Raw genomic sequence first — 17,176 nt, forward strand, 5'->3', positions numbered from 1 at the left:
CAAGTTCTGCAAATCTGCTTCCGCTCCGGGTCCCCGCCCGTACTCTGATGAACAGCGCCGGTGGGGGTCGGCGCGTGTTCAGGGGCGAGACGGCCGGGCACGGCGTCCGGGGCGGGGGCGGCGGCTGGCGCGCGGCGGCGACCGTGCGGACAGTGCCGGCCCGTCCCGCTCCGGTGAGGAAAAGCCACGGGGGCCTCGGTGCCGTGCCCGCGCCGGTGTCGTCCACCGGCGACGGGGTAGTCCCCTGCTCTGGGAAGAGCATGGGGGAGGGGGTTACGTGGTTCGCATTCGAGTCCTGGTCGTCGACGACCATCGCATCTTCGCCGAGTCGCTGGCCGCGGCGCTGGCCGCGGAGCCCGACGTCGAGGTGTCCGCGGCGGGCAGCGGCCCTGCGGCGCTGCGCTGTCTGGAGCGGGCGGCAGCCGAGGGGCGCCGGTTCGACGTGCTGCTCGTCGACGCCGACCTGGGCGTCCCGGTGCCGGACGGACGCCCGGCCGTGCCCGTGCAGGCGGTCGGCGAGGACGGCTCCGTGGACGGCATCTCCCTGGTGGGCGGGGTGCGTTCGGCCCAGCCGCAGGCGCGGGTCGTCGTGCTCGCCGAGAAGGACGACCCGGCCCGCGCCGCCCTCGCCCTGCAGGCGGGCGCCTCCGGCTGGGTCGCCAAGGACTGCTCGCTGAGCCGGCTGCTCACCGTCATCCGCGGTGTGCTGCGCGACGAGACCCACCTTCCTCCCGCCCTGCTGACCGGCGTCCTGAGGGAGTTGACCGCCGCCCGGCGGCACCGCACGGAGAGCGAGCGGCTCGTGGAGTCGCTGACCCCGCGCGAGCGGGAGGTGCTGCGCTGCATGGTCGCGGGCCTGGGGCGCAAGGCGGTCGCCGAGCGCCTGTACCTGTCCCCGCACACCGTGCGCACCCACATGCAGAACGTCCTCGGCAAGCTGGGCGTGCACTCCACGCTGGCCGCGGTGGCCCTCGCCCGGCGGGCGGGCGTCGGACCGGTCGACCTATCCGGGGACGTTGTCGAACGGGGCGGTCAACTGGCGTAGCAGTCCGGCCAGTTCCATCCGCTGGGCGCGGGTGAGCTCCCCGAGGATGGCCCGCTCCTGGGCGAGCAGCCCGGCCAGCGCCTGGTCCGCGCGGTCCTTGCCCTCCTCGGTCAGCCGCACCAGCACACCGCGCCGGTCACTGGGGTCCGGCAGCCGTTCCACCAGGCCCTTCTTGGTGAGCCGGTCGATGCGGTTGGTCATCGTGCCCGAGGTGACGAGCGTCTGGGTGAGGAGCTGCCCGGGGGAGAGCTGGTACGGGGTGCCCGCGCGGCGCAGCGCGGTCAGCACGTCGAACTCCCAGGACTCCAGGCCGTGCTCGGTGAAGGCGAGGCGGCGCGCCCGGTCCAGGTGCCGGGCCAGCCTGCTGACCCGGCTGAGCACCTCGAGCGGTTCCACGTCGAGGTCCGGGCGCTCCCGGCGCCACGCTGCGACCAGCCGATCGACCTCGTCCTCCATAAGGATCAGTGTAGTGGTTGTGTCGATGTGAAGTCTCTTGACGTCAAGTATCTTGACGTCGAGGAGATGGGTGGGTGACGCTGGGGTCACGCCGATCCGTGATCCGGGAGGTCCCGTGTCCGCAGCCGCCGCCCGTCCCGTCTGGGACCCCGCCCAGTACCTGCGTCACGCCGGGCACCGCACCCGGCCCTTCACCGACCTGCTCGCCCGCGTCCCCGCCCTGCCCGGCGACCCGCCCCGCATCGCCGACCTCGGCTGCGGCGCCGGCAACGTCACCGCCCTCCTCGCCGGCCGCTGGCCCGCCGCCCGCGTCACCGGCTACGACAACGCACCCGAGATGCTCGAGAAGGCCCGCGCCGACCACGAGGGCCCCACCGGAGGGGGCGGCCGCCTCGACTTCGCCCACGCCGACGCCGGCGTCTGGACGCCGCAGGAGCCGTACGACCTGATCGTCAGCAACGCCACCCTGCAGTGGGTGCCCGGGCACGTGGAGCGGTTCGGCGACTGGATCGACGGGCTCGTGCCCGGCGGCGTCCTCGCCCTCCAGGTGCCCGGCAACTTCGACGCGCCCAGCCACGCCCTGATGCGCGACCTCGCCGCCTCCCCGCGCCGGCGCGACCGCCTGGCCGGCGTGCTGCGCCACCAGGACGCCGTCCTGCCGCCCGAGGAGTACCTGGACCGCCTGGCTGCCCTCGGCTGCGCGGCGGACGCCTGGGAGACCACCTACGTCCATCTGCTGACGGGGGAGGACCCCGTGCTCGACTGGGTGAGGGGGACCGGGCTGCGGCCCGTCCTCACCGCCCTCGACGGCGACCCCGAGGCGCGGGAGGCGTTCCTCGCCGAGTACCGCGCCGCCCTGCGCGCGGCCTACCCGGCCACCGCGCACGGCACCCCGTTCCGCTTCCGCCGCGTCTTCGCCGTCGCCGTCAAGAAGGGCTGAAAACCGATGCTGACCGCCGTCGACCATGTGCAGCTCGCCGCCCCGCCCGGATCGGAGGACCTGCTGCGCGCCTACTACGCCGGCGCCCTCGGCATGACCGAGACGCCCAAGCCGCCCGCCCTGGCCGCGCGCGGCGGCTGCTGGTTCGAGACCGGGGACGTACGCCTCCACCTCGGGATCGAGCGGGACTTCCGGCCCGCCCGCAAGGCCCACCCCGGCCTGCGGGTCACCGGCATCGACGCGTTCGCCGCCCGGCTGGCCGCCCACGGCGCCCCGGCCGCCTGGGACGACGATCTCCCCGGGCACCGCCGCTTCTTCAGCGAGGACCCCGTCGGCAACCGCCTGGAGTTCCTGGAGCCGGACCCGGCCTAAGCCTTGCGGTGGCCTATCAGCCGCGGCTTCGGCTCCAGGCCGTCCAGACCGTGCCAGGCGAGGTTCACCAGGTGGGCCGCGACCTCCGCCTTCTTCGGCTTGCGCACGTCCAGCCACCACTGGCCGGTCAGCGCCACCATGCCGACCAGCGCCTGCGCGTACAGCGGGGCCAGCTTCGGGTCGAAGCCGCGGCTCTTGAACTCGCGGCCCAGGATGTCCTCCACCTGGGTGGCGATGTCCGAGATCAGCGAGGCGAACGACCCCGTCGACTGGGGGATGGGGGAGTCACGGACCAGGATGCGGAACCCGTCCGTGTACTCCTCGATGTAGTCCAGCAGCGCGAACGCGGCCTGCTCGCACAGCTCCCGGGGATGGCCGGCGGTCAGCGAGCCGGTCACCATGTCCAGCAGCCGCCGCATCTCACGGTCCACCACGACCGCGTACAGGCCCTCCTTGCCGCCGAAGTGTTCGTACACCACGGGTTTGGAGACCCCGGCCTTCGCCGCGATCTCCTCCACCGACGTGCCCTCGAACCCCTTCGCCGCGAAGAGGGTGCGGCCGATCTCCAGCAGCTGCTGGCGGCGCTCGGCACCGGTCATCCGGGTGCGGCGCGCACGCCGCGGCTTGTCATTGCTGGGGGTGCTGCTGGAGTCGGTCGCCACGGCGACCATCATGCCGCCTCGGCAGGTTCCTTCCCCCGCCGGGCGGCGCCGTCGGAGGCGATACGGCGCGAATCGATACGCGAGCGTGACGGCCACCGCACGTCGTACGCCCAGCCGAGCTGCTCGAACCAGCGGATCAGCCGGGCCGAGGAGTCCACCTGCCAGCGCTCCACACCGTGGCGCGCCGACGTCGGGTCGGCGTGGTGCAGGTTGTGCCAGGACTCACCGCACGACAGCACCGCCAGCCACCACACGTTGCCCGAACGGTCCCGCGACTTGAACGGGCGCTTGCCCACCGCGTGGCAGATCGAGTTGATCGACCACGTCACGTGGTGCAGCAGGGCCACCCGGACGAGTGAACCCCAGAAGAAGGCGGTGAACGCGCCCCACCACGACATGGTCACCAGACCGCCGATCAGCGCGGGCAGCGCCAGCGACACCGCCGTCCACAGCACGAACTGCCGGGAGATCGCCCGCATCGCGGGGTCCTTGATCAGGTCCGGCGCGTACTTGTCCTGCGGCGTCTGCTCCTCGTCGAACATCCATCCGATGTGCGCCCACCACAGGCCCTTGAGCAGCGCCGGGATCGTCTCCCCGTACCGCCACGGCGAGTGCGGGTCGCCCTCCGCGTCGGAGAACTTGTGATGCTTGCGGTGGTCGGCCACCCAGCGCACCAGCGGCCCCTCGACGGCCATCGAACCGGCGATGGCCAGCGCGATCTTCAGCGGCCGCTTCGCCTTGAAGGAACCGTGCGTGAAGTGACGGTGGAAGCCGATGGTGATGCCGTGGCACCCCAGGAAGTAGAAGAAGACCAGCAGGCCGAGGTCCAGCCAGCTCACCCCCCACCCCCACGCCAGCGGCACGGCCGCCACCAGCGCGAGGAAGGGGACGACGATGAAGAGCAGCAGCGTGATCTGCTCGATGGACCGTTTCCGCTCCCCGCCCAGCGTGGCGGAGGCCGCGGTGTCGTCGGGCCGGGACCGCTTCGAGGCTTCGTCGAGCACATCGGAGGTTGAGGTCATGCGTTCCCCTGTGGGGTATGTGGACTTGAGGAAGGTGCCGGGCCGCCGGAACCGCATCGCTTTCCTACGGTTCCGTAACCTACGGCATCGTAAGTATGGCAGTGCGTCGCCCCGCGGCAAGAGCCCGTGAACCAGCGCGTCCGGCTCGACACCTATCCTTGGAAGTCGGTCGGACAGCGCGGTCCGCTCTGATTTCTTCCCGGACGTCCGGCCCGCAGCGGCGCCCGCCGCGCGAGACGCTCATCCGGGTTCCCTCCAGACGAGCTTCAACACTGCAAGGAGCCGCACCTGTGAGCAGTGCCGACGACCAGACCACCACGACGAGCGCCGAACTGCGTGCCGACATCCGCCGACTGGGTGACCTCCTCGGAGAGACGCTCGTCCGGCAGGAGGGCCCGGAGCTCCTCGAACTCGTCGAGAAGGTCCGCCGCCTCACCCGCGAGGACGGCGAGGCCGCCGCCGAACTGCTGCGCGGCACCGAACTGGAGACGGCCGCCAAGCTGGTGCGCGCCTTCTCCACGTACTTCCATCTGGCCAACGTCACCGAGCAGGTGCACCGCGGACGCGAACTGGCCGCCCGCCGCGCCGCCGAGGGCGGCCTGCTCTCCCGCACCGCCGACCGCCTCAAGGACGCCGACCCCGAGCACCTGCGGGAGACCGTCCGCCACCTCAACGTACGGCCCGTCTTCACCGCCCACCCCACCGAGGCCGCCCGCCGCTCCGTCCTCAACAAGCTCCGCCGCATCGCCGCCCTCCTGGAGACCCCGGTCCTCGCCTCCGACCGGCGCCGCCTCGACACCCGCCTGGCGGAGAACATCGACCTCGTCTGGCAGACCGACGAACTGCGCGTGGTGCGCCCCGAGCCCGCCGACGAGGCCCGCAACGCCATCTACTACCTCGACGAACTCCACGCCGGCGCCGTCGGCGACGTCCTGGAGGACCTCACCGCCGAACTCGAGCGCGTCGGCGTCCGCCTCCCCGACGACACCCGCCCCCTCACCTTCGGCACCTGGATCGGCGGCGACCGCGACGGCAACCCCAACGTCACCCCCCAGGTCACCTGGGACGTCCTCATCCTCCAGCACGAACACGGCATCAACGACGCCCTGGAGATGATCGACGAACTGCGCGGCTTCCTCTCCAACTCCATCCGCTACACCGGAGCCACCGAGGAACTGCTCACCTCCCTCCAGGCCGACCTCGAGGCCCTCCCCGAGATCAGCCCCCGCTACAAGCGCCTCAACGCCGAGGAGCCCTACCGGCTCAAGGCCACCTGCATCCGGCAGAAGCTGGAGAACACCAAGCTCCGCCTCGCCAAGGGCACCCCCCACGAGCCCGGCCGCGACTACCTCGGCACCAGCGAACTGATCACCGACCTGCGGATCATCCAGGCCTCCCTGCGCGAACACCGCGGCGGCCTCTTCGCCGACGGGCGCCTCGCCCGCACCATCCGCACCCTCGCCGCCTTCGGCCTCCAGCTCGCCACCATGGACGTCCGCGAACACGCCGACGCCCACCACCACGCCCTCGGCCAGCTCTTCGACCGGCTCGGCGAGGAATCGTGGCGCTACGCCGACATGCCCCGCGAGTACCGCGCCAAGCTCCTCGCCAAGGAACTGCGCTCCCGCCGTCCCCTCGCGCCCAGCCCGGCGCCCGTCGACGCGGCCGGCGAGAAGACCCTCGGCGTCTTCCAGACCGTCAAGCGCGCCCTGGATGTCTTCGGCCCCGAGGTCGTCGAGTCCTACATCATCTCCATGTGCCGGGGCGCCGACGACGTGTTCGCCGCCGCCGTCCTCGCCCGCGAGGCCGGCCTCATCGACCTGCACGCCGGCTGGGCCAAGATCGGCATCGTGCCGCTCCTCGAGACCACCGACGAGCTCAAGGCCGCCGACACCATCCTCGAGGACATGCTCTCCGACCCGTCCTACCGGCGCCTCGTCGCGCTGCGGGGCGACGTCCAGGAGGTCATGCTCGGCTACTCCGACTCCTCCAAGTTCGGCGGCATCACCACCAGCCAGTGGGAGATCCACCGCGCCCAGCGTCGCCTGCGCGACGTCGCCCACCGCTACGGCGTCCGCCTGCGCCTCTTCCACGGCCGCGGCGGCACCGTCGGCCGCGGCGGCGGCCCCACCCACGACGCGATCCTCGCCCAGCCCTGGGGCACCCTCGAGGGCGAGATCAAGGTCACCGAGCAGGGCGAGGTCATCTCCGACAAGTACCTCATCCCGTCCCTCGCCCGGGAGAACCTCGAACTGACCGTCGCCGCCACCCTGCAGGCCTCCGCCCTGCACACCGCGCCCCGCCAGTCCGTCGAGGCCCTCGCCCGCTGGGACGCCGCCATGGACGTCGTCTCCGACGCCGCCCACGCCGCCTACCGCGCCTTCGTCGAGGACCCCGACCTGCCGACGTACTTCCTCGCCTCCACCCCCGTCGACCAGCTCGCCGAGCTGCACCTGGGCTCCCGGCCCTCCCGCCGCCCCGGCTCCGGCGTCTCCCTCGACGGCCTGCGCGCCATCCCCTGGGTGTTCGGCTGGACCCAGTCCCGGCAGATCGTCCCCGGCTGGTTCGGCGTCGGCTCCGGCCTCAAGGCCCTGCGCGAGGCCGGCCTGGACACCGTGCTCGACGAGATGTACGAGCAGTGGCACTTCTTCCGCAACTTCATCTCCAACGTCGAGATGACCCTCGCCAAGACCGACCTGCGGATCGCCCGCCACTACGTCGACAGCCTCGTGCCCGACGAGCTCAAGCACGTCTTCGACACCATCGTGGCCGAACACGAGCTCACCGTCACCGAGGTGCTCCGCGTCACCGGCGAACAGGAACTGCTCGACGCCGACCCCGTCCTCAAGCAGACCTTCGCCATCCGCGACGCCTACCTGGACCCGATCTCCTACCTCCAGGTGGCGCTCCTCAAGCGCCAGCGCGACGCGGTCGCCGCCGGCGACCAGCCCGACCCGCTGCTCTCCCGCGCCCTGCTGCTCACCGTCAACGGCGTCGCCGCGGGCCTGCGCAACACCGGCTGACCACCGGACGCACAAAGGGGCGGTGCCCCCCGGCCCGTACGAGCCGGGGGGCACCGCCCCTTTCCCGTCCCGGGAGGTCTACAGCGCCACGAACGCCGCCGTCAGCAGTCCCGCGCCCCCCAGCGCCAACACCCACGCCGCACGCGTCCGCAGCAGGCCGCCCGCCACCACCACCGACGTCAGCAGCAAGGCGCCCCCGAGCGGCACCCACGCGTACAGCACCCCCGCCGGACCCGAGCGCACCGCCTCCGCACCGCCCGGCTTCAGCACCACCGTGTACGTGCGGCCCCTCTCCACCGCCACCGTGTCGTCCAGCACCACCTTGGCGCGCGGCTGCGACCCCGGCGACAACGGCGCGTACGGACCCTCGCAGACGTCCTCGGCGCACCGCGTCACCTCCACCGTGCCGCGCTCGCGCCCCTTGGTCAGCATCACGTGCTGCGCCGTCCCCCACGACGCCCACACACCGGCGATCAGGATCAGCGCGGCGACCGTCCCCATCGCCGCGAACCGGCCGAAGCGCAGCGCGGAAGAACCGCGCGGGGAACGGACAGCGGAAGGCATGGCCGCGATCCTTGGCCATGACCTCGCGCCCGGTCAACTCCGTCGGACGGCACCAGGTGACATGCCGGCCCACGTCACCGTCGTCGCCGCGTCAGGAGTTGTACGCGCTCTGCGCCCGCTCCAGACCCTCCGTCACCAGGCACTCCACCGCGTCCGCCGCCCGGTCCACGAGATAGTCCAGCTCCTTGCGCTCCGCCGAGGAGAAGTCCTTCAGCACGTAGTCCGCCACCGGCATCCGCCCCGGCGGCCGGCCGATCCCGAACCGCACCCGGTGGTAGTCCCGGCCGAACGCCCCCGTCAGCGACTTCAGACCGTTGTGCCCGTTGTCCCCGCCGCCCAGCTTCAGCCGCAGGGTCCCGTAGTCGATGTCCAGCTCGTCGTGGACCGCCACCACCCGCTGCGGCGGCACCTTGTAGAACTCCCGCAGCGCGTTCACCGGCCCGCCCGACAGGTTCATGTACGACATCGGCTTCACCAGCACCACCCGCCGGCTGCCCGGCCCCGGCGGACCGGTCCGGCCCTCCACGACCTGCGCCTGCGCCTTCGCCGCCCGCTTGAACCGGCCGCCCATCCGCTCCGCCAGCAGATCCGCCACCATGAACCCCACGTTGTGCCGGTTCATCGCGTACCCCGGCCCCGGATTGCCCAGCCCGGCGACCAGCCAGGGACCCGCCGCGTCCTCCGTCACGCCCACGCTTCCTCCCACACATACGCGTCGGCCGCCGCCCCGCACGGGAGCAGCGGCCGACGAACGACTGGTACCGAAAGGCTCAGGCCCCGGCGGCCTCTCCGCCCTCACCCTCGGCGGGGGCCTCCTCCGCCTGCGCGGCCAGCACCTGGATGACGACCGCGTCCTCGTCGACGGCCAGCTTGGCGCCCTTCGGAAGGGTGATGTCCTTGGCGAGGATGGAGGCACCGGCCGCCAGGCCCTCGACGGACACCGTGACGGACTCGGGGATGTGGGTGGCCTCGGCCTCGACCGTCAGGGTGCCCAGTACGTGCTCCAGCAGGTTGCCGCCCGCGGCCAGCTCGCCCTCGGTGAGGACCGGGATCTCCACCGTGACGGTCTCGCCGCGCTGCACCAGCTGCAGGTCGACGTGCTCCAGGAAGCCCTTCAGCGGGTCACGCTGGACGGCCTTCGGGATGGCCAGCTCGTTGGTCTTGCCGTCGATGTCCAGCGCGATCAGGACGTTCGGCGTACGCAGGGCGAGCAGCAGGTCGTGGCCCGGGAAGGTCAGGTGCAGCGGGTCCGAACCGTGCCCGTACAGCACACCCGGAACCTTGTCCTCACGACGGATACGGCGGGCGGCGCCCTTGCCGAACTCGGTGCGCGTCTCGGCGGCGATCTTCACCTCGGACATGATCACTCCTCATAGTCAGAAACGGACGTGGTCACCCGGCCACGAACGGCCTGCTACGAAGAGCGCGTCGATAACGGACCGCCGTACGAATCTTCCGAAGAAGCGGTACGGCCTCCCTCGCCGAGCAACTCGAGCAGTTTACCCGGACCGGAAGGCCGCACCCAAAACGATCACCGGCATCCGAACGGACGTCGGAGCGCAGAACCCTTACTGCTCGTCGAACAGGCTGGTCACAGACCCGTCCTCGAACACCTCACGCACCGCGCGCGCGATCGTCGGCGCGATCGACAGCACCGTGATCTTGTCCAGGCTCTCACTCAGCTCGGTCGGCGTCGGCAGCGTGTTCGTGAACACGAACTCGCTCACCTTCGAGTTCTTCAGCCGGTCCGCCGCCGGACCCGACAGCACACCGTGCGTCGCCGTCACGATCACGTCCTCCGCGCCGTGCGCGAACAACGCGTCCGCCGCCGCGCAGATCGTGCCACCCGTGTCGATCATGTCGTCCACCAGCACACACACGCGGCCCTTCACCTCGCCGACCACCTCGTGCACCGTGACCTGGTTCGCCACGTCCTTGTCCCGGCGCTTGTGCACGATCGCCAGCGGCGCACCCAGCCGGTCGCACCACCGGTCCGCCACCCGCACCCGGCCCGCGTCCGGGGACACCACCGTCAGCTTCGACCGGTCCACCTTCGCGCCCACGTAGTCCGCCAGCAGCGGCAACGCGAACAGATGGTCCACCGGACCGTCGAAGAAGCCCTGGATCTGGTCCGTGTGCAGATCCACCGTCAACAGCCGGTCCGCACCCGCCGTCTTCATCAGGTCCGCGATCAGACGCGCCGAGATCGGCTCACGCCCCCGGTGCTTCTTGTCCTGCCGGGCATACCCGTAGAACGGCACGATCACCGTGATCGAACGGGCCGACGCACGCTTCAACGCGTCGATCATGATCAACTGCTCCATGATCCACTTGTTGATCGGCGCCGTGTGGCTCTGGATCAGGAAACAGTCCGCGCCGCGCGCCGACTCCTGATACCGCACATAGATCTCACCGTTCGCGAAGTCGAAGGCCTTCGTCGGGACGACCCCGACACCCAACTGCTGGGCGACCTCCTCGGCAAGCTCGGGGTGGGCGCGGCCGGAGAAGAACATCATCTTCTTCTCGCCGGTCGTCTTGATCCCGGTCACAGCACTGTCTCCTCAGAGGTGTCTCAGCTGGTGGGGGTGCACACTGCACCCCTCACGGTACGCCGTCCCGAACGGAACGCTCTCCCGGTCACTCCTCGCCGGCCGGCTCCCGCGACGCCGCCTCCGCGGCCTTCGCGGCGGCACTCCCCGGCCGCTTGCGAGCCACCCAGCCCTCGATGTTCCGCTGCTGACCGCGCGCCACCGCCAGCGAACCGGGCGGCACATCCTTCGTGATCACCGAACCCGCGGCCGTGTAAGCGCCGTCGCCGATCGTGACAGGAGCCACAAACATGTTGTCCGACCCCGTCCGGCAGTGCGACCCGACCGTCGTGTGATGTTTGTCCTGTCCGTCGTAATTGACGAACACGCTCGCCGCACCGATGTTCGAAAACTCACCGATCGTGGCATCCCCCACGTACGACAGGTGCGGAATCTTCGTCCCCTCACCGATCGACGCGTTCTTCGTCTCCACGTACGTACCGATCTTGCCCTTGCGCGCCAGCCGCGTCCCCGGACGCAAATACGCGAACGGACCCACCGACGCCTCAGGACCCACCTCGGCCCCCACCGCCACCGTGTTGTCCACCCGCGCCCCCGCACCCACCCGGGTGTCCGTCAGCCGCGTGTTCGGACCCACCTCACAGCCCTCACCCAGATGCGTCGCACCGTGAAGCTGCGTCCCCGGATGCACCACCGCGTCCCGCTCGAACGTCACCGACACGTCCACCCACGTCGACGCCGGATCCACCACCGTCACGCCCGACAGCATCGCCGCCGTCAGCAACCGCTCGTTCAGGATCCGCCGCGCCTCCGACAGCTGCACACGGTTGTTGATCCCCGCGATCTCCCGGTGGTCCCCCGCCACCGACGCACCCACCCGGTGCCCCGCCTCACGCAGGATCCCCAGCACGTCCGTCAGGTACTCCTCACCCTGACTGTTGTCCGTACGCACCCTCTTCAGCGCGTCCGCCAACAGCGCCCCGTCGAACGCGAACACACCCGAGTTGATCTCCCGGACCGCCCGCACCTCGTCGGAGGCGTCCTTGTGCTCCACGATCGCGGTCACCGCGCCGGAGCCGTCCCGCACGATCCGGCCGTACCCGGTCGCGTCCGGCACCTCCGCCGTCAGCACCGTCACCGCGTTGCCGTCCGCACCGTGCGTCTCCGACAGCCGGCGCAGCGTCTCACCGGTCAGCAGCGGAGTGTCACCGCACACCACCACCACGGTCCCGTCCACGGAACCGCCCAGCTCCTCCAGCCCCATCCGCACGGCATGACCGGTGCCGTTCTGCTCCTCCTGCACCGCGGTGCGGACGGCGGGGGCGACCTCGGCGAGATGGGCGGTCACCTGCTCGCGGGCGTGACCCACGACGACGACCAGGTTCTCCGGCTCCAGCTCACCGGCGGCGGCGAGGACGTGGCCCACCAGGGAACGGCCACAGATGTCGTGCAGGACCTTCGGTGTGGCCGACTTCATACGGGTGCCCTCACCCGCTGCGAGGACGACGACGGCTGCCGGGCGGTTGGCGCTCACGGGATGCCCTTCGGCTGTGTTGGAGGTGGGGGGATGGACATCCGCAGGATACCGGGGCGTCTCCGGGGCGACATGAGCGCGGGTCCTGACCGGTTACCAGTCAGGACCCGAACCTGGACGCTGTGCGCTGTGAGCTCCCCCGCAAGGATTCGAACCTTGACCTGCCAAGACCAAAACTTGGTGTGCTGCCGGGTTACACCACGGGGGACCGCGCGTCAGACCTTACCGGAGGCGTGCTTGCGCGTGCGCGACGATACCGCTCCACCACCCTTCGATACGGCGGTACAGCTCGGCTCCGTCCCGGACGTCGACACGAAGACATCCGCGGTAGCTGTCAGCGGTGTTCTTCCGGTTGGTGAGTGGGTTGTGCTTCTTGAGGGTGGTCTTCATGAGGCTGCCTGTGTCGATGCCTGCATGGTGGGCCCAGAACGCCTCCGCGGCTGCCACATCGGCGGTCTCGTGGATCTGTACCGCGAACCTGAGGGTTGTCGGGTCCACGTCGAGGAGTGCGAGCCAGCGCAGGAAGAGTGTGATCATGTCCGGGTCGCTGTTGACGAAGGTGATTCGCTCCCGGCGGCTGTACGGCTTGCTCTTCGAGCCTTCGGCCCAGTACAGGGCCACGCCGATGACGAACAGTTCACGATCGGTCAGCGTGCCGATCTCGCTGGCTGCGGCCGCCTTCGTCTGCTGCCGTTCCTCCTCGCGCCGCCGGAGTGTGGCCTCCCAGCCGCGCTTCGCGATCGCCGAGGCCTCCTCGCGGGTGCGCTTCCGCTCAGGCTTGGGCAGATCTCGCACCCACAGCGAGATCGAGCCCTTGGAGCACCCCAGCTCGACCTGGATCCGGTCGTAGGTCCAGCCCTGGAGGCGTAGCTCGCGGGCCTTCGCCCGCAGGTCGTCCTTGGCGTTGGGGCGCCGTGTCCAGTCCGGGGCGGGTTCGCCCTGGAGGAGGCGGTTGAGGAGGTCGTTGTTGTCGACGTGGAGCCGGTCGCGGATCTGGCGTCGGCTCAGTCCCGCGCGTCGCAGGGTGACCGCCTGCTCGCGCAGGCCTTCGAAGTCGGCGTACTTGCCGGTCGGATGTGCCATGGACATACCGTCCGGGAGGAATGGCAGGTTCCCCCTCGAACGGTGTCCGATTCAACAGTTCGAGGGAATGTCGGGCGTACCGCGGCCGATCGGTCGGTCGGTGTGGTCCGGTGCCGAGGTGAAAACTCCCCGGAAAACGGGCTGGGAGCGCCCTTAGGCTGGGAGGCATGACCACGACGGGGGAAGATCATGTGACGGCCCGGGGAGGGCCGTGGTGGTGGGAGCGGCGGCGCGGTGCCGTGCTCGACGCGGGGCTCGCGGCGGTGTCCGCGCTGGAGTGCGGGATCGAGGGGGTGCCGTTCGCGTGGGAGGCGGGGCTCCCGGTGGCCGTGGGTGTGGTGTTCGGGCTGGCCGCGGGGTCGGTGCTGCTGGTGCGGCGGCGGTGGCCGATCGCGGTGGTGCTGGTGGCGATCGCGGTGACGCCGGCGGCGATGGGGTTCCTGCTGGGGGTCGTGGGGCTGTACTCGCTGGCGGCGTCGGATCTGCCGCGGCGGATCATCGGTTCGCTGGCGGGGATGCAGTCGGTGGGCGTGCTGATCGTGATGTTCGTGCGGATGCGGCAGGACATCGCGCGGGGGGACGTGGAGGTCGGTGACTGGCTGGTGCCGTTCGCGTCGGTGACGATGGCGCTGGGGGTGACGGCTCCGCCGTTGCTGCTGGGCCTGTACGTGGGGGCGCGACGGCGGTTGATGGAGAGTCTGCGGGAGCGGGCGGACAGTCTGGAGCGGGAGCTCCAGTTGCTCGCGGAGCGGGCGGAGGAGCGTGCGGAGTGGGCGCGTAACGAGGAGCGGACGCGGATCGCGCGGGAGATGCACGACGTGGTGGCGCACCGGGTGAGTCTGATGGTGGTGCATGCGGCGGCGTTGCAGGCGGTGGCGCGGAAGGACCCGGAGAAGGCGGTGAGGAATGCCGCGCTGGTGGGGGACATGGGGCGGCAGGCGCTGACCGAGTTGCGTCAGATGCTGGGGGTGCTGCGGGCGGACGCGGTGCGGCCCGGGGCGGGAGGGGGGTCGGTGCCGTTGGCCGCGGTGGGTGCGGCGGCGGCTGCCGCGGCGTCGCGGGTGGTCGAGGAGGAGGCGGTCGAGGGGCCGTCGCTGGCGGAGATCGACGAGTTGGTGGGGCAGTCGGCGGCTGCGGGGATGGTGGTCGATCTGTCGGTGGAGGGGGAGTACCGGCCGTATGCGCCGGAGGTGGAGGCGACGGCGTACCGGGTGGTGCAGGAGGCGTTGACGAACGTCCACAAGCATGCGGCGGGTGCGAAGACGTACGTGCGTCTGGCGCACCGGGTGTCGGAGATCGCGATGCAGGTGGAGAACGAGCCGCCGTCGGGTGCGGGGTCGGCGGCGGGGCTGCCGTCGGGGGGCAACGGTCTGGTGGGGATGCGGGAGCGGGTGTCGGCGCTGGGCGGGGTGTTCGTGTCGGGGCCGACGGACGCGGGGGGTTTTCGGGTGTCGGCGGTGATTCCGGCGTCGTGAGGGCGTCGTTCGCGGGCTGTGCCGGGGTCAACCGGCGGTGAGGCGCTGGGGCTGGATGCCGGTGATCAGGGTGGCGAGGGCGTGGTCGATGTCGGGGCCGAGGTACCAGTCGCCGGTGTGGTCGAGGGCGTAGACGCGGCCCGGTGCGTCGATGGCGAGGAGTGCCTGGGTGTCGGTCTCGGCGCCGAGGGGGCAGACCTCGGTGCCGAGGGCGCGGCCGAGGTCGTTGAGGGTGCGGGCGAGGTGGAGGCCGTGGAGGGGGTCGAGGTGGAAGGGGGTGGGGGCGATCTGGCGGCCGGGTCCGCCGGGCCGGATGTGGAGTCCGCCGAATTCGGCCCAGGCCTCGACGGCGGCGGGGAAGACGGTGTGGCGGTGTCCGGCGGGTGAGGTGTGGCCGCGCAGGGTGTCGGCCCAGATCTCGGCCTGTTTGATGTCCCAGCGGCCGGGTTGCCATCCGGCGGCGCGCAGTGCGGCGTCGACGGGGACGGCGAACCGGGTGGTCGAGGTGCGGTCGGTGTGCATCTGCCCTTCGTTCGTCTAGGTCGTGTGGTGGTGCGGGGGTGGTTCAGCCGCCGGTGCGGGCGGCGGGGTCGACCAGGCGGACGCCGAAGTGGGCGGTGAGGGCGGTGCAGGCGCGGCAGGGGGCGGCGTAGCTGCCGTGGAGGGGGTCGCCGTCCTCGCGGATGCGGCGGGTGGTGAGTTTGGCGTGTTTGAGGGCTTTGCGGGCTTCGCCGTTGGTCATGGGTCTGCGGGCGGCGCGTTTGCTGCGGGCGGCGTCGGCGGTGGCGATGTGCCGGGAGATGAGGATGGTCTCGGCGCAGCGTCCGGTGAAGCGGTCGCGCTGGTCGCTGGTGAGGGTGTCGAGGAAGTCCTGGACGAGCGGGTGGAGCGCGGGGGGTGTGTCGCCGCGGGCGGGGGTGCCGGTGAGGGTGGCGCCGCGGACGGAGAGGGCGGCGGCGATGGTGGGGAGGATGCCGTCGCGGCGGTGCCGGAGGACGGGTGCGGGGGTGGTGTCGGTGGCGCTCCAGCCGATGCGGGGGTCGCCGGAGCGGGGGTCGCCGGCCGGCCCGGTGTGCGTCCCCGTCTGCGTCGCGTTCATGATCGTCATCCCCTCCCGAGCATCCCCCCGGTGGTCACAGAGTGCCAAATCGTGTGGCGGGTGGGGAAGCTGGGGCGGGACGACACGCCAGGCCGGGGGCGGACCGTCACGGGAGGGTGACGTGGGGTCACGGAAGCGGAGGGGCTGGTGGGTGGTGCCCGGTGACCGGCGGTGGTGTACCGCATAGGCTGTCGGCACCGCGATCCGGCGGTGTTCCGTGTGCGGGCGCCGTGGGGTCGTACCGGTGAAGCAGACGTGACAGTCGAATACGCTCCGTGACGGTCCTGATGGAGGGCGGCGGGCGTACAGAGTGCCGCAGGGGGCAACCGCCATGACGACAGGTCGGCTCGGGCTGGGGGCACCTCCCGGCCGTCAGGCCGGGGGCACTTCCGCGCCGCCGAACGCGGCCTATGCCGGGCAGGTCGTGCACTTCCCGGATCCGGTGCGGGCGGCCCGCCACCCGAGGGGGGTGCGGGTGGACGAGCGTGGCTATCCCGACTTCTCGCCCTACGCGCGCGCGGCCGCGGAGATCGCGGATCCGCCGGAGGGTTTCGGTGTCGACGAGCTGCGGCTGACGGATTACGTGTCGGCGAACGCGGCGTTGGCGGCGACGGGTCACGAGTTGTGGGACACGGTGCCTGCGGTGGCGACGCCGCACGGCTGGACGTGGCATCACGTGGCGGGGACGCGGCGGCTGGAGCTGGTGCCGGTCGAGGTGAAGGCGCTGCTGCGGCATCACGGTGGTGTGGCGACGGCGGCGGTGGACCACGCCAAGCGGGGCACGCGGCCGTTGCAGGAGACGCGACCGGCGCACTTCGGGCTGCCGAAGTCGGGTGTGGCGGTGACGGAGTCGCAGGTGCTGGGGGTCGAGGAGGACCTCGGGTACCGGCTGCCGGGTGCGTACCGGTCGTTCCTGAAGGCGGCGGGCGGCTGTGCGCCGGTGGGGACGGCGCTGGACGCGGAGCTGGGTCTGCTGGTGGACCAGCCGTTCTTCACGGTACGGGACGAGGCCGCGGTCAACGACCTGGTGTACGTGAACAAGTGTCTGCGGGACCACCTGACCAAGGACTACCTGTGCGTGGCGTTCGTGCAGGGCGGTCTGCTGGCCGTGAAGGTGAGGGGCGAGCGGCGGGGTTCGGTGTGGTTCTGCGCGTACGACGACGTGCGGGACGTGGATCCGTCGTGGTCGCAGGCGGAGCGGGTGGAGCGGCTGCTGCTTTCGTGCGGTGAGGATTTCGACGTGTTCCTGTCGCGGCTCGCGGGGTCTCCTCCGGAGTTGGAGACGGTGGCGCATCTGATGGTGGACGGCGGGTTCGCGCATGCCGTTCCGGTTTCTTCCGCGGGGGAGTGAG

The 17,176-nt window shown here is 71.3% G+C and carries 17 protein-coding genes and 1 tRNA gene; 6 read left to right on the forward strand and 12 right to left on the reverse strand.

Annotated elements, in window-relative coordinates; all coding sequences use genetic code 11:
* Positions 1–277: 277 nt before the first annotated feature.
* The gene (locus tag ACIQ8B_RS09485; protein WP_403546334.1) at positions 278–1,045 is read left to right on the forward strand and encodes a LuxR C-terminal-related transcriptional regulator; all 768 of its coding nucleotides are present in this window, start codon (positions 278–280) and stop codon (positions 1,043–1,045) included.
* On the opposite strand, the gene ACIQ8B_RS09490 is transcribed toward ACIQ8B_RS09485, so the two are convergent.
* Complete coding sequence (locus tag ACIQ8B_RS09490; RefSeq protein WP_290001110.1) at positions 1,004–1,501, reverse strand: MarR family winged helix-turn-helix transcriptional regulator; 498 nt, start codon at positions 1,499–1,501, stop codon at positions 1,004–1,006. The genes ACIQ8B_RS09485 and ACIQ8B_RS09490 overlap by 42 nt on opposite strands.
* Positions 1,502–1,616: 115 nt before the next feature.
* Between ACIQ8B_RS09490 and ACIQ8B_RS09495 the strand changes: the two genes are divergently transcribed.
* Positions 1,617–2,441 (forward strand): trans-aconitate 2-methyltransferase, encoded by an 825-nt coding sequence (locus tag ACIQ8B_RS09495; RefSeq protein ID WP_403546335.1) that lies wholly within the window; start codon positions 1,617–1,619, stop codon positions 2,439–2,441.
* A gap of 6 nt (positions 2,442–2,447) precedes the next feature.
* Entirely contained in the window at positions 2,448–2,813 is a 366-nt protein-coding gene (locus ACIQ8B_RS09500; RefSeq protein WP_403546336.1) for a VOC family protein, read from the forward strand.
* Here the strand turns inward: ACIQ8B_RS09500 and ACIQ8B_RS09505 are convergent.
* Both ACIQ8B_RS09505 and ACIQ8B_RS09510 read right to left on the reverse strand, forming a co-directional pair.
* Positions 2,810–3,487 carry a TetR family transcriptional regulator gene (locus ACIQ8B_RS09505; RefSeq protein WP_403546337.1) on the reverse strand — a complete coding sequence of 226 codons (678 nt, stop codon included), beginning with the start codon at positions 3,485–3,487 and terminating at the stop codon, positions 2,810–2,812. The genes ACIQ8B_RS09500 and ACIQ8B_RS09505 overlap by 4 nt on opposite strands.
* Complete coding sequence (locus ACIQ8B_RS09510) at positions 3,484–4,497, reverse strand: fatty acid desaturase (protein WP_290001098.1); 1,014 nt, start codon at positions 4,495–4,497, stop codon at positions 3,484–3,486. Before ACIQ8B_RS09510 ends, ACIQ8B_RS09505 begins: the two co-directional genes overlap by 4 nt.
* Positions 4,498–4,787: 290 nt before the next feature.
* Here ACIQ8B_RS09510 and ppc point away from each other — a divergent pair, with 290 nt between their 5' ends.
* Positions 4,788–7,520: a phosphoenolpyruvate carboxylase gene (gene ppc / locus ACIQ8B_RS09515; RefSeq protein WP_403546338.1), complete on the forward strand. Its 2,733-nt coding sequence runs from the start codon at positions 4,788–4,790 to the stop codon at positions 7,518–7,520.
* A gap of 78 nt (positions 7,521–7,598) precedes the next feature.
* On the opposite strand, the gene ACIQ8B_RS09520 is transcribed toward ppc, so the two are convergent.
* The 7 genes from ACIQ8B_RS09520 to ACIQ8B_RS09550 form a co-directional block, all read right to left on the reverse strand.
* Positions 7,599–8,084 carry a hypothetical protein gene (locus ACIQ8B_RS09520; protein ID WP_403546339.1) on the reverse strand — a complete coding sequence of 162 codons (486 nt, stop codon included), beginning with the start codon at positions 8,082–8,084 and terminating at the stop codon, positions 7,599–7,601.
* A 91-nt stretch (positions 8,085–8,175) separates the two neighbouring features.
* Entirely contained in the window at positions 8,176–8,778 is a 603-nt protein-coding gene (gene pth / locus ACIQ8B_RS09525) for an aminoacyl-tRNA hydrolase (protein ID WP_403546340.1), read from the reverse strand.
* Between the two features lie 76 nt (positions 8,779–8,854).
* On the reverse strand, positions 8,855–9,445 hold the full coding sequence (locus ACIQ8B_RS09530; RefSeq protein WP_403546341.1) for a 50S ribosomal protein L25/general stress protein Ctc: 591 nt from the start codon (positions 9,443–9,445) through the stop codon (positions 8,855–8,857).
* Positions 9,446–9,652: 207 nt separating this feature from the next.
* Complete coding sequence (locus tag ACIQ8B_RS09535) at positions 9,653–10,633, reverse strand: ribose-phosphate diphosphokinase (protein ID WP_106413844.1); 981 nt, start codon at positions 10,631–10,633, stop codon at positions 9,653–9,655.
* Positions 10,634–10,721: 88 nt separating this feature from the next.
* Positions 10,722–12,167 (reverse strand): bifunctional UDP-N-acetylglucosamine diphosphorylase/glucosamine-1-phosphate N-acetyltransferase GlmU, encoded by a 1,446-nt coding sequence (gene glmU, locus ACIQ8B_RS09540; RefSeq protein ID WP_403546342.1) that lies wholly within the window; start codon positions 12,165–12,167, stop codon positions 10,722–10,724.
* A gap of 134 nt (positions 12,168–12,301) precedes the next feature.
* Positions 12,302–12,375 (reverse strand) — tRNA-Gln (locus ACIQ8B_RS09545).
* 14 nt (positions 12,376–12,389) lie between these two features.
* Complete coding sequence (locus ACIQ8B_RS09550; protein ID WP_403546343.1) at positions 12,390–13,250, reverse strand: hypothetical protein; 861 nt, start codon at positions 13,248–13,250, stop codon at positions 12,390–12,392.
* Positions 13,251–13,417: 167 nt separating this feature from the next.
* Between ACIQ8B_RS09550 and ACIQ8B_RS09555 the strand changes: the two genes are divergently transcribed.
* Positions 13,418–14,725 (forward strand): sensor histidine kinase, encoded by a 1,308-nt coding sequence (locus ACIQ8B_RS09555; protein ID WP_290001079.1) that lies wholly within the window; start codon positions 13,418–13,420, stop codon positions 14,723–14,725.
* Positions 14,726–14,752: 27 nt separating this feature from the next.
* Here ACIQ8B_RS09555 and ACIQ8B_RS09560 read toward each other — a convergent pair whose 3' ends face one another.
* Positions 14,753–15,247, reverse strand: a complete 495-nt coding sequence (locus ACIQ8B_RS09560) for an SUKH-3 domain-containing protein (protein WP_290001076.1) — start codon at positions 15,245–15,247, stop codon at positions 14,753–14,755.
* A 43-nt stretch (positions 15,248–15,290) separates the two neighbouring features.
* Positions 15,291–15,824 (reverse strand): YwqJ-related putative deaminase, encoded by a 534-nt coding sequence (locus ACIQ8B_RS09565; protein WP_290001074.1) that lies wholly within the window; start codon positions 15,822–15,824, stop codon positions 15,291–15,293.
* A 331-nt stretch (positions 15,825–16,155) separates the two neighbouring features.
* Between ACIQ8B_RS09565 and ACIQ8B_RS09570 the strand changes: the two genes are divergently transcribed.
* On the forward strand, positions 16,156–17,175 hold the full coding sequence (locus tag ACIQ8B_RS09570) for an SMI1/KNR4 family protein (protein WP_403546344.1): 1,020 nt from the start codon (positions 16,156–16,158) through the stop codon (positions 17,173–17,175).
* Position 17,176 lies beyond the last annotated feature (1 nt).

It is taken from the genome of Streptomyces sp. NPDC096105 (genome assembly GCF_044763335.1).
Taxonomy (GTDB): domain Bacteria; phylum Actinomycetota; class Actinomycetes; order Streptomycetales; family Streptomycetaceae; genus Streptomyces.

What these genes read in the sequence shown, in the direction of transcription:
- ACIQ8B_RS09490 (WP_290001110.1), bottom strand. Translation starts at nt 1,501, where the DNA reads ATGGAGGACGAGGTCGATCGGCTGGTCGCAGCGTGGCGCCGGGAGCGC.
- ACIQ8B_RS09500 (WP_403546336.1), top strand. Translation starts at nt 2,448, where the DNA reads ATGCTGACCGCCGTCGACCATGTGCAGCTCGCCGCCCCGCCCGGATCG.
- ACIQ8B_RS09505 (WP_403546337.1), bottom strand. Translation starts at nt 3,487, where the DNA reads ATGATGGTCGCCGTGGCGACCGACTCCAGCAGCACCCCCAGCAATGAC.
- ACIQ8B_RS09510 (WP_290001098.1), bottom strand. Translation starts at nt 4,497, where the DNA reads ATGACCTCAACCTCCGATGTGCTCGACGAAGCCTCGAAGCGGTCCCGG.
- ACIQ8B_RS09520 (WP_403546339.1), bottom strand. Translation starts at nt 8,084, where the DNA reads ATGCCTTCCGCTGTCCGTTCCCCGCGCGGTTCTTCCGCGCTGCGCTTC.
- ACIQ8B_RS09530 (WP_403546341.1), bottom strand. Translation starts at nt 9,445, where the DNA reads ATGTCCGAGGTGAAGATCGCCGCCGAGACGCGCACCGAGTTCGGCAAG.
- ACIQ8B_RS09550 (WP_403546343.1), bottom strand. Translation starts at nt 13,250, where the DNA reads ATGGCACATCCGACCGGCAAGTACGCCGACTTCGAAGGCCTGCGCGAG.
- ACIQ8B_RS09555 (WP_290001079.1), top strand. Translation starts at nt 13,418, where the DNA reads ATGACCACGACGGGGGAAGATCATGTGACGGCCCGGGGAGGGCCGTGG.
- ACIQ8B_RS09560 (WP_290001076.1), bottom strand. Translation starts at nt 15,247, where the DNA reads ATGCACACCGACCGCACCTCGACCACCCGGTTCGCCGTCCCCGTCGAC.
- ACIQ8B_RS09565 (WP_290001074.1), bottom strand. Translation starts at nt 15,824, where the DNA reads ATGAACGCGACGCAGACGGGGACGCACACCGGGCCGGCCGGCGACCCC.
- ACIQ8B_RS09570 (WP_403546344.1), top strand. Translation starts at nt 16,156, where the DNA reads ATGACGACAGGTCGGCTCGGGCTGGGGGCACCTCCCGGCCGTCAGGCC.